General features: G+C 31.0%; 17 protein-coding genes. 16 read left to right on the top strand and 1 reads right to left on the bottom strand.

Translation table 11 applies throughout. The features are described 5' to 3' along the window. Nucleotides 1–138 precede the first annotated feature (138 nt). From V7Q02_RS07250 to V7Q02_RS07185, 14 genes are all read left to right on the top strand, one after another. The gene (locus tag V7Q02_RS07250; protein WP_333860374.1) at nucleotides 139–981 is read left to right on the top strand and encodes a 3-hydroxybutyryl-CoA dehydrogenase; all 843 of its coding nucleotides are present in this window, start codon (nucleotides 139–141) and stop codon (nucleotides 979–981) included. Between the two features lie 247 nt (nucleotides 982–1,228). Beyond that, entirely contained in the window at nucleotides 1,229–2,122 is an 894-nt protein-coding gene (locus V7Q02_RS07245) for a sulfide/dihydroorotate dehydrogenase-like FAD/NAD-binding protein (RefSeq protein ID WP_333860335.1), read from the top strand. After that, entirely contained in the window at nucleotides 2,122–3,513 is a 1,392-nt protein-coding gene (gltA, locus tag V7Q02_RS07240; RefSeq protein WP_333860334.1) for an NADPH-dependent glutamate synthase, read from the top strand. Before V7Q02_RS07245 ends, gltA begins: the two co-directional genes overlap by 1 nt. 189 nt (nucleotides 3,514–3,702) lie before the next feature. After that, a complete protein-coding gene (locus V7Q02_RS07235) occupies nucleotides 3,703–4,611 on the top strand; it encodes a DNA-3-methyladenine glycosylase family protein (RefSeq protein WP_333860333.1) in 909 nt (302 codons plus the stop codon). Between the two features lie 128 nt (nucleotides 4,612–4,739). Beyond that, the gene (locus V7Q02_RS07230; protein ID WP_333860332.1) at nucleotides 4,740–5,453 is read left to right on the top strand and encodes a TVP38/TMEM64 family protein; all 714 of its coding nucleotides are present in this window, start codon (nucleotides 4,740–4,742) and stop codon (nucleotides 5,451–5,453) included. A gap of 349 nt (nucleotides 5,454–5,802) precedes the next feature. Then, nucleotides 5,803–6,087, top strand: coding sequence for a co-chaperone GroES (gene groES / locus V7Q02_RS07225; RefSeq protein WP_333860331.1), 285 nt, complete (start codon nucleotides 5,803–5,805; stop codon nucleotides 6,085–6,087). Nucleotides 6,088–6,155: 68 nt separating this feature from the next. After that, nucleotides 6,156–7,790, top strand: coding sequence for a chaperonin GroEL (gene groL, locus V7Q02_RS07220; RefSeq protein WP_333860330.1), 1,635 nt, complete (start codon nucleotides 6,156–6,158; stop codon nucleotides 7,788–7,790). Nucleotides 7,791–8,225: 435 nt separating this feature from the next. Next, nucleotides 8,226–9,680: an IMP dehydrogenase gene (gene guaB, locus V7Q02_RS07215; protein ID WP_333860329.1), complete on the top strand. Its 1,455-nt coding sequence runs from the start codon at nucleotides 8,226–8,228 to the stop codon at nucleotides 9,678–9,680. A 149-nt stretch (nucleotides 9,681–9,829) separates the two neighbouring features. Continuing rightward, entirely contained in the window at nucleotides 9,830–11,362 is a 1,533-nt protein-coding gene (guaA, locus tag V7Q02_RS07210; RefSeq protein WP_333860328.1) for a glutamine-hydrolyzing GMP synthase, read from the top strand. Nucleotides 11,363–11,528: 166 nt separating this feature from the next. Further along, nucleotides 11,529–11,957 (top strand): N-acetyltransferase, encoded by a 429-nt coding sequence (locus V7Q02_RS07205; protein WP_333860327.1) that lies wholly within the window; start codon nucleotides 11,529–11,531, stop codon nucleotides 11,955–11,957. A gap of 149 nt (nucleotides 11,958–12,106) precedes the next feature. Beyond that, the gene (locus V7Q02_RS07200; RefSeq protein ID WP_333860326.1) at nucleotides 12,107–12,349 is read left to right on the top strand and encodes a PepSY domain-containing protein; all 243 of its coding nucleotides are present in this window, start codon (nucleotides 12,107–12,109) and stop codon (nucleotides 12,347–12,349) included. 194 nt (nucleotides 12,350–12,543) lie between these two features. Beyond that, entirely contained in the window at nucleotides 12,544–12,813 is a 270-nt protein-coding gene (locus V7Q02_RS07195; RefSeq protein WP_333860325.1) for a hypothetical protein, read from the top strand. A gap of 181 nt (nucleotides 12,814–12,994) precedes the next feature. After that, the gene (locus V7Q02_RS07190; protein WP_333860324.1) at nucleotides 12,995–13,276 is read left to right on the top strand and encodes a hypothetical protein; all 282 of its coding nucleotides are present in this window, start codon (nucleotides 12,995–12,997) and stop codon (nucleotides 13,274–13,276) included. 467 nt (nucleotides 13,277–13,743) lie between these two features. Next, the gene (locus tag V7Q02_RS07185) at nucleotides 13,744–14,061 is read left to right on the top strand and encodes a hypothetical protein (RefSeq protein WP_333860373.1); all 318 of its coding nucleotides are present in this window, start codon (nucleotides 13,744–13,746) and stop codon (nucleotides 14,059–14,061) included. 119 nt (nucleotides 14,062–14,180) lie between these two features. Here the strand turns inward: V7Q02_RS07185 and V7Q02_RS07180 are convergent, their stop codons facing one another. Next, entirely contained in the window at nucleotides 14,181–14,591 is a 411-nt protein-coding gene (locus V7Q02_RS07180) for an acyl-CoA thioesterase (protein WP_333860372.1), read from the bottom strand. Nucleotides 14,592–15,247: 656 nt separating this feature from the next. Here V7Q02_RS07180 and V7Q02_RS07175 point away from each other — a divergent pair. Both V7Q02_RS07175 and V7Q02_RS07170 read left to right on the top strand, forming a co-directional pair. Then, on the top strand, nucleotides 15,248–15,436 hold the full coding sequence (locus V7Q02_RS07175; protein ID WP_333860323.1) for a hypothetical protein: 189 nt from the start codon (nucleotides 15,248–15,250) through the stop codon (nucleotides 15,434–15,436). Between the two features lie 49 nt (nucleotides 15,437–15,485). Further along, nucleotides 15,486–16,076: a pyridoxal-phosphate dependent enzyme gene (locus V7Q02_RS07170; RefSeq protein WP_333860322.1), complete on the top strand. Its 591-nt coding sequence runs from the start codon at nucleotides 15,486–15,488 to the stop codon at nucleotides 16,074–16,076. Nucleotides 16,077–16,100 lie beyond the last annotated feature (24 nt).

Below are 16,100 nucleotides of genomic sequence, written 5' to 3'. Positions count from 1 at the left end.
TCCCTGCAGTATAAATAAGTATTGCAGCGGAGGAAACTATATGAACAAATGCTTATATTTTAAGCATACTAATTTTAATTATTTCATTACTAAAGTTCAATCATATTAAATTTTTAAGGAGGAGTGACATATATGAGTATTAAAAGTGTAGCAGTTTTAGGTAGTGGAACTATGTCTCGTGGAATTGTGCAGGCCTTTGCAGAAGCAGGTATAGATGTAATTATACGTGGAAGAACTGAAGGTAGTATTGGAAAAGGTTTGGCAGCAGTAAAAAAAGCTTATGACAAAAAAGTATCAAAGGGAAAGATGTCTCAGGAAGATGCTGATAAAATAGTTGGAAGAGTAAGTACAACAACTGAACTTGAAAAATTAGCTGATTGTGACCTTATAATTGAAGCAGCATCAGAAGATATGAATATAAAGAAAGATTATTTTGGAAAATTAGAAGAAATATGCAAACCTGAAACAATTTTTGCGACTAATACTTCTTCATTATCCATAACTGAAGTGGGAACAGCTACAAAAAGACAGGATAAATTTATAGGAATGCATTTCTTTAATCCAGCAAATGTTATGAAATTGGTTGAGATTATAAGAGGAATGGCTACTTCACAAGAAACCTTTGATATTATAAAAGAAGTTTCTGTTAAAATAGGAAAAACTCCTGTAGAAGTTGCAGAAGCTCCAGGATTTGTTGTAAATAGAATATTAATTCCAATGATAAATGAAGGAATAGGAATTTTAGCAGAAGGAATAGCTGCAGCAGAAGATATAGATACAGCTATGAAATTAGGTGCTAATCACCCAATGGGTCCTTTGGCATTAGGAGACCTTATCGGACTTGATGTATGTCTTGCTATTATGGATGTACTTTATAATGAAACAGGAGATTCAAAATACAGAGCTCATCCATTACTTAGAAAATATGTAAGAGCAGGATGGCTTGGAAGAAAGTCTGGAAAGGGATTCTTTACTTATTAAAATTATATGATTTAGATAGATATAATTGTATTTTAGGTAATATTTAAATTATAATAATTAAAAAGAATTTTGGGCTAATTAATGATTAGTCTAAAATCTTTTTTTAATTATATAGTTTTTTATAATAGTGAAATTATTTTTATGATATGATATAATACAACAAAGGACTTATGTTTAAAATTAGATTTAAGTCTTGAAGTTAAACGTTTTATAGTAGTTATTAGTTTTTTCAGATGGGGTGAATGGAATGTATAAAATTGTAGACAAACAGGCTCTTGCACCTAAGATATATTCAATGGATATAGAGGCGCCAAGAGTGGCTAAGTCCTGTCTTCCAGGGCAATTCATTATAGTTATAATAGACGATAAGGGTGAAAGAATACCTCTTACTATTTGTGACTATGATGCAGAAAAAGGAACAGTAAAAATAGTATTTCAAACAATGGGTGTGTCAACACAAAAGTTGGCAAAATATGAAAAAGGAGACTGTATTAGAGACTTCGTAGGACCTTTGGGAATGCACTCAGAATTTGTAGATGAAGACTTAGAAGAACTTAAGAAAAAGAACATTATATTTGTAGCAGGAGGAGTGGGAACAGCACCAGTGTATCCGCAAGTTAAATGGTTGAGTCAGCATGGTGTAAAAGCTGATGCCATAGTAGGCTGCAAATCCAAGGAACATTTAATTTTAGAGGATGAAATGAAAGCTGTTACAGATAATTTATATATAGCTACTGATGATGGAAGCTATGGATATAAAGGATTTGTTTCAGACAAACTTAAAGAACTTTTAGACGACAAAGAAGGAAAACAGTATGATTGTGTAGTTGCTATAGGACCAATGATTATGATGAAGTTTTTATGCAAACTTACAAAAGAATATGATTTAAAAACTATAGTAAGTCTAAACCCAATAATGGTAGATGGAACTGGTATGTGTGGAGCTTGTAGGGTTACAGTAGGTGGAGAGGTTAAGTTTGGATGTGTAGACGGACCGGAATTTGACGGACATCTGGTTGACTTTGATGAAGCTATGAGAAGACAAGCTATGTATAAGACTGAGGAAGGAAAGAAAATTCTTCAAGCAGAAGAAGGAGACACTCATCATGCTAAGGGATGTAATTGCGGAGGTGACAAATAATGGCTGTAGATAGAATGAAAAAAGTACCAATAACAGAACAGGATCCAAAAGTTAGAGCAACTAATTTTGATGAAGTATGTCTTGGGTATACTGAAGAAGAAGCAGTACAGGAAGCGTCAAGATGTTTAAATTGTAAAAAACCAATGTGTGTTACAAAATGTCCTGTTTCAATAAGTATACCACAGTTTATTGAACAAGTTAAAAATAGGGATTTTGAAGCGGCAGCTAAAATTATAGCAAAATCCAGTGCACTTCCTGCAGTCTGTGGAAGAGTATGTCCACAGGAAAGTCAATGTGAGTCAAAATGTGTGCTTGGAATAAAGGGAGAGGCTATTGCAATAGGAAAACTTGAGAGATTTGTAGCTGACTGGTCCAGGGAAAATAATGTAGATCTTTCAGCTAAGGAGCCATCAAAAGGTAAGAAAGTAGCGGTTATAGGAAGTGGTCCATCAGGACTTACCTGTGCAGGAGATCTAGCAAAACTTGGATATGATGTTACTATATTTGAAGCACTTCATGAAGCAGGTGGAGTTTTAGTTTATGGAATCCCAGAATTCAGACTTCCAAAGGATACTGTAGTAAAACATGAAGTAGAAAATGTAAAAAAATTAGGCGTTAAAATAGAAACAGATGTAATAATAGGAAGAACCATTACTATAGATGCCCTTGTAGAAGATGAAGGCTTTGATGCTGTATTTATAGGTTCCGGTGCAGGACTTCCAATGTTTATGAATATACCAGGAGAAAATTTAAATGGTGTATTCTCAGCTAATGAATTTTTAACTAGAAGTAATCTTATGAAAGCATTTAAAGACGATTATGCTACACCAATAAAAGTTGGTAAGAAAGTTGCAGTAATAGGCGGAGGAAACGTTGCTATGGACGCAGCTAGAACAGCACTTAGATTAGGATCAGAATCATATATAGTATACAGAAGATCAGCAGAGGAAGTTCCAGCAAGGGCAGAAGAAGTTCACCATGCTAGAGAAGAAGGAGTACAATTCCATCTTTTAACTAACCCTATAGAAATATTAGGTGATGATAAGGGTTGGGTTAAAGGTATGCGTTGTATAAAGATGGAACTTGGAGAACCAGATGCATCAGGTAGAAGAAGACCGGTTCCAATAAAGGGTTCAGAATTTGAGTTAGATGTAGACACAGTAATAATGTCTCTTGGAACATCACCAAATCCATTAATAGCATCTACAACAAAAGGGCTTGAAATGAATAAACGTAAATGTTTAATAGCAGAGGAAGAAACTGGATTAACTACAAGAGAAGGGGTATATGCAGGAGGAGACTCAGTAACTGGAGCTGCTACTGTTATACTTGCTATGGGAGCAGGCAAAAAGGCTGCCAAGGCTATAGATGAATATTTAAGCAAGAAATAGTTTCTTTTCTATAAAAGCTGTATTAGGGTTATTACCTGATGCAGCTTTTTATATTGCCATTTTGACGGAATGGTAATGTTGATTATATTTGCATTATTATATAAAATTTATTTCGATTTAAGAATCATTTAATGAAATTATAAGATAGTTAGTGTATAATGATATTAAAAATTTATAGGGAGTAATTATATGGATTTTAATTATATAGAAAATTTACAAAACGGGATCATAGTAAAGAATGTGAGGAATTTTGAATTGCCCCATATATTTGATTGTGGACAATGCTTTAGATGGAACAGACAAAAAAATAGGAATTACATAGGAATAGCTTTTGGAAAAGTTATAGAAGTAGAAAAAAAAGAGAATGATGTCTTCATATATAATACCTGTGAAAAAGATTTTAAAGAAATATGGTGCGGGTATTTTGACTTGTATAGGGACTATGGGTATATAAAGGATATTTTGAGTAGGGATCCCGTTTTAAAAAAATCTGTGGAATTTGGAGGAGGCATTAGGTTATTAAAACAGGAACCTTTAGAGCTAATTATATCTTTTATAATATCTGCTAATAACAGAATTCCCATGATAAAGAAAGCTATAGAGAATATAAGTGAAAAATGGGGTGAACCTATAAAGTTTAAAGATAAAGTTTATTATGCATTTCCAAAATTAGATAGACTGAAAGAAGCTACACTAGAGGAAATAGAAGGCTGTGGAACAGGTTTCAGGGCAAAATATATTGTAGATACTGTATCAAAAATTTGTAGTAATAGTACAAAATCTATAGAAAGTTATAATGAGGCATATGATATTGATTGGATTAAAATGCAGGAGGATGAAATCTGTCATAAGGAGTTACAGAAATTTATGGGAATAGGCCCTAAGGTGGCAGACTGTATCATGTTGTTTTCTATGCAAAAGTATTCTGCATTTCCTGTAGATGTGTGGGTTAAAAGGGCTATGAGTCATTTTTATTTGGCACCAGATGTATCTTTGAAGAAGATAAGGGATTTTGGCATAAATAAGTTCGGTAAATTATCAGGGTTTGCCCAGCAATATTTATTTTATTATGCCAGGGAAAACAACATAAAAGTTTAATTAGTTTAAAAATTACGCAAATAAGTATTTTATATTAGGTTAAAATATATATTGAGAGTTTTGTTATGGACAATAAATTAAGTGTAGATTTCATTAAAATACTAAATTGATTAAGAGGATAAGATTATATGTTAAAGCATGTTGAAAAAAATTTCAAATATTATAAGCCTTGTTTATTGGGGTTAATTGTATTCTCCATACTTATTATTTTAACCTATGCTTATTATAATGAATACATATACCTTTTTACAGAGCCTGCTAAATTAAAGGATATAGTAATGTCCTATGGCAAATATAGTGTAGTGGTATTTATACTAATTCAAGTTTTGCAGGTAGTTGTGTTTTTTATACCCGGGGAGATTATTCAGATTGCAGGGGGATATATATATGGAGCTTTTTTAGGAAGTATAGTGTCTATTATAGGTATAATTATAGGGAATATAATTGCCTATGGGGTGTCTAGGTACTATGGAAGGCCCTTTGTAAATAGAATAATATCCAATAAAAATTTAACGTTCTTTCAAAAGATATTGGATTTGGGAAGTATTAATTTTGTAGTGTTCATACTATATTTAATTCCAGGAATACCTAAAGATATTTTAGCTTATATATGTGGTATATCCAAAATTAAATTTAGAAACTTTATAGCTTGCTCTTTATTAGGCAGGTTACCAGCTATAGTATTGTCTGCTTATTTTGGAGCTAAAATATATTCCGGCAACAAAATAATAATTATAAGTATAGTTTTAGTGGTAGTATTATTATTTATTGTGGGAATTTTTAAGGGAGAAAAACTATTAATCAAATTTTTTAAAAACAAAGCATCTCAAAGTGGCGATTAATTTCAATATAACACTTTCTATTCTTTTCCTATATAAAATATTATCAATTGAAATTTCAATATATAATCATATAAATAGTTAGATTATGTATATATAAGTTAAATTGGAAAATACTAATAATACATAACCTACATGAAATTATTAGTAATAGGGTGAAATAGGGATATATTTAGAGTATAACCTATATTTTTTTGCTTAAATAGTTGAATAAGTGGGAAATTTAAATTTGAAAATATAAATACTATTCATTATTATAATAATTGTATTAGCACTCATAATTAATGAGTGCTAACAATAAAGTTAAAAATAATTTTAAATAAATTCAAAGTATTTTTAAGGAGGGGTTTAGATGAAAATTAGACCACTTGGAGACAGAGTTGTAATTAAAAAAATTGAAGCAGAGGAAACTACAAAGAGTGGTATCGTTTTGCCGGGAAGTGCCAAGGAGAAACCACAAGAAGCAGAAATTGTGGCAGTAGGACCTGGTGGAATGATAGATGGAAAAGAAGTTAAAATGGAAGTTAAAGTAGGAGATAGAGTATTGTTCTCCAAATATGCTGGAAATGAAATAAAAATGGATGGAGTGGAATACACTATTTTAAGACAGGATGATATACTTGCTATAATTGAATAGTAAATTATAGTATAATCTTAAAAACAAATAAGTATTTTAGATAACGGAAGTTGTAAGGAGGGTTTTTTATGGCAAAAAGTATTTTATTCAGTGAAGATGCTAGAAAAAAAATGCAAGAAGGCGTAGATAAATTAGCAAATACAGTAAAAGTTACTCTTGGACCTAAGGGTAGAAATGTAGTACTTGACAAGAAATTTGGTTCTCCACTTATAACAAATGATGGAGTTACAATAGCAAAGGAAATAGAATTAGAAGAGCCTTATGAAAATATGGGAGCACAACTTGTAAAGGAAGTTGCTACAAAGACTAATGATGTAGCAGGAGATGGAACAACTACAGCTACATTACTTGCTCAGGCTATAATAAGAGAAGGATTAAAAAATGTTACAGCTGGAGCAAATCCTATGCTTATAAGGCAGGGCATAAAAATAGCGGTAGATAAGGCTGTAGAAGAAATAAAGAAGGTTTCAAGAAGTGTAAAAGGTAAGGAAGATATAGCAAGAATTGCAGCTATATCAGCTTCTGATGAAGAAATAGGCAAATTGATAGCTGATGCGATGGAGAAGGTTGGAAACGAAGGAGTTATAACTGTTGAAGAATCAAAGACCATGGGAACAGAATTAGATGTGGTTGAAGGTATGGAATTTGACAGAGGCTATTTAAGTGCATATATGGTAACTGATACAGAAAAAATGGAAGCCGTATTAGATGATCCTTATATTTTGATTACAGATAAAAAAATATCTACTATTCAGGATATACTTCCATTGCTTGAAAAGATGGTACAACAGGGTAAGAAATTACTTATAATAGCTGAGGATGTTGAAGGAGAAGCACTTACAACTTTAGTTGTTAATAAATTAAGGGGAACATTTACTTGTGTTGCAGTAAAGGCACCAGGCTTTGGTGACAGAAGAAAGGAAATGCTCCAGGACATAGCCATACTCACTGATGGTAAGGTAATATCAGAAGAATTAGGAAGAGATTTAAAGGAAGTTTCATTAGAAGATCTTGGAAGAGCAGAATCAGTAAAAATTGATAAAGAAAATACTACTATAGTAAATGGAAGAGGAGATAAAAAATCTATAGAAGATAGAGTATCTCAAATTAAAGCACAGATAGAAGAAACTACTTCAGAATTTGACAAGGAAAAATTGCAGGAAAGACTTGCAAAGCTTTCAGGTGGAGTAGCTGTGATAAAGGTTGGAGCAGCAACAGAAACTGAATTAAAAGAAAAGAAAATGAGAATAGAAGATGCCCTTGCTGCTACAAAAGCAGGTGTTGAAGAGGGTATGGGACCAGGAGGAGGAACTGCATATGTAAATGCAATTCCAGAGGTTTCAAAACTTACTTCAGATGTAGCTGATGTAAAAGTTGGTATAGATATAATAACAAAGGCATTGGAAGAACCAGTTAGACAGATAGCAGCTAATGCAGGAGTTGAAGGTTCTGTAATAATTGAAAAAGTTAAAAAGAGTGAATCAGGCGTAGGATATGATGTATTGACTGATAAATATGTAAATATGATAGACAATGGAATTGTAGATCCTACTAAAGTAACAAGATCAGCACTTCAAAATGCAGCTTCTGTTGCAGCTACATTCTTAACCACAGAAGCAGCAGTAGTGGATATACCAGAAAAGAATAATGCAGCAGGATTACCAGGAGCACCAGGAATGGGCGGAATGGACGGAATGTATTAAAAAAATTATATAACTAAAAAATAACTCGGTATTTAATAGATATCGAGTTATTTTTTATTTCAAGAATATTATAAATTCACGTTGACAAAAACTAAAAAATTGAATAAAATAGTGTAAATAGTTAATAAGATAGAGAGAAATATATTAAAATTCGTAAAAAATTAAATAAATTCTTTATTCAATTCATATATCCTGAATGTGGTAGGGAAATGTCTGTAGGAAACCATAAATTTCTGAATATTATTGGAATTATTATGGTATGGTCATATTAATTTTCTTTAAATGAATTTAATATGTTTTTTTTATTACGTTATCCTTTTTAGGGGAAGAACTTATCCAGGCGTGTAGCAGTGCTTATCTTCCACTTTGAAGAAGATGGGAGTATTAGCAATGGCAGCGTTTGGATAAAATAATTTAGAATAGGAGTGATTTTAAGTGGCAAAGATTTTAAAAGAAGCATATACTTTTGATGATGTGCTTTTGGTACCGAATAAATCCGAAGTTTTACCGGGAGAAGTTCTATTAAATACTAATTTAACTAAAAGTATAAAGTTGAATATACCTCTTATTAGCGCTAGTATGGATACAGTTACAGATTCAAAAATGGCTATTGCTATGGCAAGGGAAGGTGGCCTTGGAATAATACATAAGAATATGTCTATAGAACATCAGGCTATGGAAGTGGACAAGGTAAAAAGGCAGGAAAATGGTGTAATTACAGATCCTTTTTATTTGTCACCGGATAATAGTATAAATGATGCACTGGCACTTATGAGTAAGTACAGAATATCAGGAATTCCAATTACTGTAGACTACAAACTGGTAGGTATAATTACAAACAGAGATATAATCTTTGAAACAGATTATGATAGGAAGATATCAGAAGTTATGACCTGTAAAAATCTTATAACAGCTCCAGAAAATACTACTATTGAAGAAGCAAAGGAAATATTAAAGACTCATAAAATAGAAAAGCTTCCATTAGTGGATGGTAACAATAATTTAAGAGGGCTTATAACTATAAAGGATATAGAAAAAGTAAAAAAATTTCCTAACGGAGCAAAGGATGTAAAAGGAAGACTTTTATGTGGTGCTGCAGTGGGGGTAACCAAGGATATGATGGATAGGGTAAATGCTCTAGTTAAGGTAGGAGTGGATGTAATAACTGTAGATACATCCCATGGACATTCACAGGGGGTGCTGGATGGAGTTAAATTTATAAAAGAAAAATATCCTGATATACAGATTATTGCAGGAAATGTTGCAACTGCAGAGGCTACTAGAGATTTAATTAAAGCGGGTGCAGATGCAGTTAAAGTAGGAATAGGACCTGGCTCTATATGTACCACGAGAATAATATCGGGAGTAGGAGTACCACAGCTTACTGCAGTAATGGATTGTGTAGAAGAAGCTGATAAGTATGGTGTTCCAATTATTGCAGATGGAGGAATAAAATATTCAGGAGATATAGTAAAAGCATTGGCAGCAGGAGCAAAGGTAGTTATGATGGGATCTATGTTTGCAGGTTGTGAGGAAGCACCAGGTGAAACAGAGATATATAAAGGAAGAAGTTATAAGGTATATAGAGGAATGGGATCTTTGGCTGCCATGGCTTGTGGAAGTAAAGACAGATATTTCCAGGAAGGAAACAAAAAATTGGTTCCAGAAGGTGTTGAAGGCAGGGTACCTTACAAAGGACCTTTAGCAGATACTATATTTCAGCTTTTAGGAGGAATACGTTCAGGTATGGGATTATTAGGTGCACCTACCTTAAAGGACTTATATGAGAAAGCTACTTTTGTAGTTCAGTCTTCTGCAGGACTGAGAGAAAGTCATCCTCATGATATATCTATGACTAGAGAAGCTCCTAATTATAGTATTGCACAGTGATATATTGTATAATGAGATAAAGAATTATTTCTTAGTATTTGTGGCTTTTAATAGTTTTGAATATAAGAATAAACTATAATTGATCTTCACAAAATATAAGATAAGTCTGAGAAAAGCAGTCAAGTAAATTTTACATTGGGAGGATGCTAATGGAAAGAGAATTAGTTATTGTAGTTGATTTTGGCGGACAATATAATCAACTGATAGCAAGAAGAGTGAGAGAAAATAATGTATATTGTGAAATACTTCCTTATACCTATGGCGTAGGTAAAATAAAAGAAAAAAATCCCAGAGGAATAATATTTACAGGAGGACCCAATAGTGTATATGACGAAAATGCTCCTAAGATAAGTGAAGATATATTTCAAATAGGAGTACCGATTTTAGGTATATGTTATGGACATCAACTTATATGCACTGAATTAGGTGGAAAAGTTGAAAGTGCACAGGTAAGGGAATATGGAAAAACAGATGTGGTTCTTAATAATAGTAGTGTTTTATTTTCCGATATAGATAAAAATGAGAGTTGTTGGATGAGTCATACGGATTTTGTATCATATCCTCCAGAAGGATTTAAAATAATAGGAAAATCAGGAGAAAGTCCTGTAGCTGCTGTAGAGAATATTGATAAAAAAATATATGGGGTTCAATTTCATCCAGAAGTTGAACATACCCCTTTCGGAAAAAAAATGCTTTCTAATTTTTTATTTAATATATGTAATTTAAAAGGAGATTGGTCTATGTCTTCTTTTGTAGATGAAAAGATAAAATCAATAAGAGAAGAAGTTGGAGATAGAAGGGTGATATGTGCTATGTCCGGCGGAGTAGACTCTTCAGTAGCAGCAATGATTGTACATAAAGCTATAGGAAAGCAGCTTACCTGTATATTTGTGGATCATGGCCTTTTAAGAAAAGATGAAGGGGATCAGGTAGAGAATGTATTTAAAAAACAATTTAATATGAATTTTATAAGAGTAAATTCAAAAGAAAGATTTTTAAAAAAATTAAAAGATGTATCCGATCCTGAAAAGAAGAGAAAAATAATAGGGGAAGAATTTATAAGAGTATTTGAAGAAGAAGCTAAAAAATTAGGAGAAATAGCTTTCTTGGTTCAAGGAACCATATACCCGGATGTAGTAGAAAGTGGATTTGGAACGTCTGCTACTATAAAAAGTCATCACAATGTAGGCGGATTACCTGAGGACATGGATTTTAAACTTATAGAACCACTAAGGGAACTCTTTAAAGATGAAGTTAGAGCAGTTGGAGAAGAACTTGGCATACCTCATAAATTAGTGTGGAGACAACCGTTTCCAGGGCCGGGACTTGCTATAAGAGTTTTAGGAGATGTTACAGAGGAGAAGCTTCAAATAACTAGAGATGCAGATGCAATATTTAGAGAAGAAATAGCAAATGCTAATTTAGATGAAACTATATGGCAATATTTTGCCTGTCTTCCCAATATACGTTCTGTAGGAGTAATGGGAGATGAAAGAACTTATTGTTATACTATTGCATTAAGGGCTGTTATATCCACAGATGCTATGACTTCTGACTGGGCTAGAATACCTTATGAAGTTTTAGATAAAGTTTCAAGAAGAATTGTTAATGAAGTTAAAGGAGTAAACAGGATTGTTTACGATATAACCTCAAAACCTCCTGCAACTATCGAGTGGGAGTAACATAGAATGCTTAAACCCTAGATATATCAATAAAATAAGTTAATAAAAGTGCTTATGAAAAGTGTTGTTAAATTGCTTTTTTTATAAGCATTTTTTAATGGCTTTTAATAAAAAAGGTTGAATATTATAAATAGTAATTTGTGTAACAAGGAGATTGGGAGCAATTATGATTAGGAATTTTAAAATAACGGATATTGATAAGATAATGCAAATATGGCTTCACACAAATATATTGACACATAATTTTATTGATAGTAGGTATTGGCGAGATAATTTTGAAACAGTCAAGAAAATGATGCCAAAGGCAACAGTTTATGTATACGAAGAGAATAATCATATACAAGCATTTAGTGGCTTAATGGAAGACTTTATAGCAGGAATATTTGTATCAAGTGATTTTCAATCAACAGGAGTTGGAAAGTTATTACTTGATTATTTAAAAAGTAAACATAATAAATTATTCTTATGTGTTTATAAAAAGAATAATTCTGCTCTACGCTTTTATTTAAGAGAAGGTTTTATAATTTTTAAGGAGAAAGTAGATGAAAATACTGGTGAAATAGAGTTAGTTATGAAATGGGAAGATATAAAATAGACTAGAAATAATATAGGGATTAATATCCGTAAGTAAATTATATGAATAAATTAATAATTAAATAAATTTTAGACATTTTAAACTCACACTAATGTTTTATATCTGAATATAATGATTAAGTAAATAATAAAATGGAAGATGATTAGATAATGATATGTCCTTTCTGTAATTTATGGGATGGATATTGGAGACAATATCGTATTAATACTGAAGCAGCTATACAAACTGCATTACAAAGGGTACCAGGACAAGTACTAAGAGTTGAAGTGGATACTGAGAATGGTTTATTGGTTTATGAAATTCATATTAGAAACACGAAAGGAGAGATATATGAGGTTACAATAGATGCTAATACAGGGGAAATACTTGAGGTGGATAGACATAACGATTAAAACTTAGAGCCTTATAAAGGCTCTTTTTTCATAATAAATTAAATAATTTATGGATTTAAATGGAATTTGATAAAGAATAACTTTTAAATTGATTTTATATTTTTATACTGATACAATTTTAATAAAGAAAAATATATACTAAAAAATCAGTTATAAAAATATATGGAAAAATTAATAATAGGAGCTGATAAATAGTGAAGAAAGTTAAAACATATCAAGCATGGCAAGGAGATATAAATGATTATTTACAAGTTGGGGATTTAGTTGATTTTCAAATGGTTTCATACTTCCTTCGTGTGCTACCTGTAGTATGTGAAAATGATATAATACAGGTGAGTAAGCCTATTAAAGCATATATTGACGGAGAAAGAGAATATGTATATCCAACTTTTATGCAGACTGAGGAAGGTTGGGCATATGCTGGAAATTGTTTAAAAGGAGAGACGAAAAATATAGAAATATAGGGAAAATGTTATAATGTATAAATAACAATGGGCTTCTAAATAAATTTAAAAGCTTCTCATGGCGTATTTGACATATATTTGAAATTTAGAGTCTGTTTTTGATAAATTTTTAACATTATAATTGCAATAAGTTCACAAGCGTAGTAAAATAAAAGTAGTAGACAAAGAGGAGGCACATAAAATGGATAAATTAGATCAAATATTGCAAATATTTAATACCATAAAAGAAGGAGAACCATATTTATATGGCAGTTATAAAGAATTTGGAGCAAATATAAAAGTATATGTGGGATTTAATAAGCACAAAAATAGTTTTTGTCAAATGATAAAGGAAAATGGAGTTATTAAGAGTACAAGAGATATTCAAATTAATAGGGCATTTTTCTTGTTGAAAGATATATTTGATGAAATAGATGATGTGAAGAAGAGTAATTGGCAAAAAAATTTTAAAGAGGAATATTAAATTTAAGAATATAGGCAATTGGTTAAAAATTTAACTAATTGCCTACGATAATTTTAAATTATATAAAACCAATTATAGTATTAAAGGTTTTGTTTGTTAAAGTAATTATCTTTTTTATTAACTAATCTTCATACATTCCTAAATTTATATTTACTTTAAACATTATATTTTCATCTTGGATTCTTCCACGGTATTTATAAATTCCAATTTTGTAGCTAATTGAAACCAATGTAATAGGCCAATTGACATATCAATGAAGCCATTATATTATAGTGTTAAGCATATGGGTTAAGATAATTAGAAGGAGAGAAAAGATAAATAGAATGGCTGACAGTGTGAAGTCATAAAAAAGACTTAAATGTTCATTAAAAGAAATAATAAAGTAAGATACGAATGAAAGTACATTATAATCTCTTCGTTGCTTGAAAGTTACAAATAAATGCAAAGGAAGGTGGAAGGTGAAAATCATGGAAGTAAAAGGCTCTGATGGATTCCAAAAATCACTAGAAGATGTAGCAAAGGAAATTGAAGAATTAGAAAATAAATTGGATGTGTCATTTGATAACTTGTTTAACGAAAGTTTTATGCAGAAATATACACTTTATGGTACTTGGAGTGAATTATTAAGTAAGAGTGGTTTTGGTGTAAAGAACAATGAGGATTTTAAAAAGATTCCAAATAAAAAATTAAATAGATATATTAGAAAAGTGACATCTTTTAAAAATTGGGAGGATATGTTTAATAAGGCTACCGAAATTTATATGTATGAACAAATAGGGATGTAGTTTTATTAGAAAATACTTAAGTTAAATCGTAGATCAACATAAGCTTCCAACCAAGGGGTAAATAGGAACGTGCCTAGGTTTGTGTAAAACAAACCTAGGTACGTTCCTTCTCTCTATGATTATAGTAATGCTTGTAGTTTTTTAAACAGTTCTCCATATTTTTTCTTTAAATTAATTATCTTAAAAGCATTATTGACAAAAATGTGTAATGTGCCCCCTTCTGCAATTTTTTTATTATTTTCTCCAATGACTAGATAGTTGAAAGCTGCTTTAACTGGTGTAAGTTCTCCTATCCAAGTTTTTATTATTAATTTATCTTCATATTTTGCACTTTGTATGTATTTACATTTACTTTCGATTAGGGGAAATAATACATTGTTTTCTTCTATTTCAGAATAACTTATACCAATACTTTTTATGAATTCTGTCCTGGCTTCTTCAAAGTATATATAATAATTAGAATGATGTACTATACCCATTTTATCAGTTTCTGCATATCTAACAGTTAATTTGGTTTCATGTATATACAACATTTTACACATCCTTTCTATAACAGACTTATAGTATATTATATCATTTATAATTATTAAAAAGTATTTAGATAAAAGTCTCTAGAAATATTTTTGTATATTTTATTAGAAACAAAGTGAAAATAAAAAAAGCAGTGCTGCCTTTTTTATGAATAATATTAAGAAAATAGAGAAATAACACAATTTTATATTATGCTTGTCTGGTATACCCTATTTATTATAAAACTAAAAATCGTACTTCATTAAAAGCATCATAATATCAAATATGATTTCTCCATGACTGAAATATTCTATCATATGCCCAAACAATTGTTTCGCTTTTTCACATGAGAGATATTTCCAAACACCACACCCTCTGCAATAATTAATGTTGGTTCACCTTTATGTTAATTAAAGTACTAATGGATGAGCTGGTTCCAGTTTTTTCGAGGGATTTTAACATGTATTGATACATTTATACTGCTCTTACTTATGATTCCATTTAAATTGTCTTTTTCTTATAAAAGGATGGTAAAATTCAGTCGAAACAGATGTGTATAAATAAACTGTATTGATTTCTATAAAATCTATTAGATATGTATTTAGTGTTATATTGTATTAATTTATTTGTTATAATTACAATGTAGGAAAGATTTTTAAAAGGTGGGGATAATTAAATGATTAAAATTCCAGAAAAAATAAATATGGCAAATTTGCCAACCAAAATAGAAAAGATGGAAAGGCTATCTAAAAAATTAGGTGGACCCAATATATATATAAAGCGGGATGATCAGACTGGAACAGAGATATCTGGTAATAAAATAAGAAAATTAGAATTTTCTGTAAAAGAAGCTCAGAATAGCTGAAATTTATTTTATCTCTCAAGAAGAGTATGAAAATAAAAGAATGCAGGTTATGGAAGGAGTTAAAACTAGTATGGAAAATAAGGGATTTAAACCTTACATTATTCCAGAAGGTGCGTCAAATGGTATAGGGGGCTTGGGCTATTATAAGGCTATAGAGGAAATAATGCTTCAGGAAAAAGAAATGAAAGTGCATTTTGATGGAATTGTTATTGCTACAGGTTCTGGGGGAACCTATTCAGGATTACTGCTAGGCAGTAAAATACTAAATTATGATACTAAAATCTATGGAGTTAATGTGTGTCATGATGAGAAGTATTTTAAGGGCAGGATTTATGAAATATTACATAATAGCATGAGTTATATGAATGTGAATTTAAATTTTTCAAAGGATGAAATAAATATTATAGATGGATATGTGGGAAAAGGGTATGCTCTGAGCAGTGAATGGGAACTAGAATTTATAAAAGAACTTGCAAAGCTGGAGGGAATTATCTTAGATCCTGTATATACAGGAAAGGCAATGTATGGATTAACAGAGGAAATTAAAAAAGGTAAATTTAGTGAACATGAAAATCTGCTTTTTATCCATACTGGAGGAATGTTTGGAATATTTCCTCAAAAATCTCATTTCACCCTTTAGTCTGTCATACATATTTAAATATGT

The sequence above is a fragment of the Clostridium sp. genome (assembly GCF_036781005.1).
Lineage (GTDB): Bacteria > Bacillota > Clostridia > Clostridiales > Clostridiaceae > Clostridium_B.
The sequence above is the reverse complement of the archived record's forward strand: the minus strand, read 5'-3'. Positions and strand labels throughout refer to the sequence as shown.

Excerpts from the sequence above, each read along its gene's own strand:
- V7Q02_RS07245 (WP_333860335.1), top strand. The coding sequence starts at position 1,229 with ATGTATAAAATTGTAGACAAACAGGCTCTTGCACCTAAGATATATTCA.
- gltA (WP_333860334.1), top strand. The coding sequence starts at position 2,122 with ATGGCTGTAGATAGAATGAAAAAAGTACCAATAACAGAACAGGATCCA.
- V7Q02_RS07235 (WP_333860333.1), top strand. The coding sequence starts at position 3,703 with ATGGATTTTAATTATATAGAAAATTTACAAAACGGGATCATAGTAAAG.
- V7Q02_RS07230 (WP_333860332.1), top strand. The coding sequence starts at position 4,740 with ATGTTAAAGCATGTTGAAAAAAATTTCAAATATTATAAGCCTTGTTTA.
- groES (WP_333860331.1), top strand. The coding sequence starts at position 5,803 with ATGAAAATTAGACCACTTGGAGACAGAGTTGTAATTAAAAAAATTGAA.
- groL (WP_333860330.1), top strand. The coding sequence starts at position 6,156 with ATGGCAAAAAGTATTTTATTCAGTGAAGATGCTAGAAAAAAAATGCAA.
- guaA (WP_333860328.1), top strand. The coding sequence starts at position 9,830 with ATGGAAAGAGAATTAGTTATTGTAGTTGATTTTGGCGGACAATATAAT.
- V7Q02_RS07205 (WP_333860327.1), top strand. The coding sequence starts at position 11,529 with ATGATTAGGAATTTTAAAATAACGGATATTGATAAGATAATGCAAATA.
- V7Q02_RS07200 (WP_333860326.1), top strand. The coding sequence starts at position 12,107 with ATGATATGTCCTTTCTGTAATTTATGGGATGGATATTGGAGACAATAT.
- V7Q02_RS07190 (WP_333860324.1), top strand. The coding sequence starts at position 12,995 with ATGGATAAATTAGATCAAATATTGCAAATATTTAATACCATAAAAGAA.
- V7Q02_RS07185 (WP_333860373.1), top strand. The coding sequence starts at position 13,744 with ATGGAAGTAAAAGGCTCTGATGGATTCCAAAAATCACTAGAAGATGTA.
- V7Q02_RS07175 (WP_333860323.1), top strand. The coding sequence starts at position 15,248 with ATGATTAAAATTCCAGAAAAAATAAATATGGCAAATTTGCCAACCAAA.
- V7Q02_RS07170 (WP_333860322.1), top strand. The coding sequence starts at position 15,486 with ATGGAAGGAGTTAAAACTAGTATGGAAAATAAGGGATTTAAACCTTAC.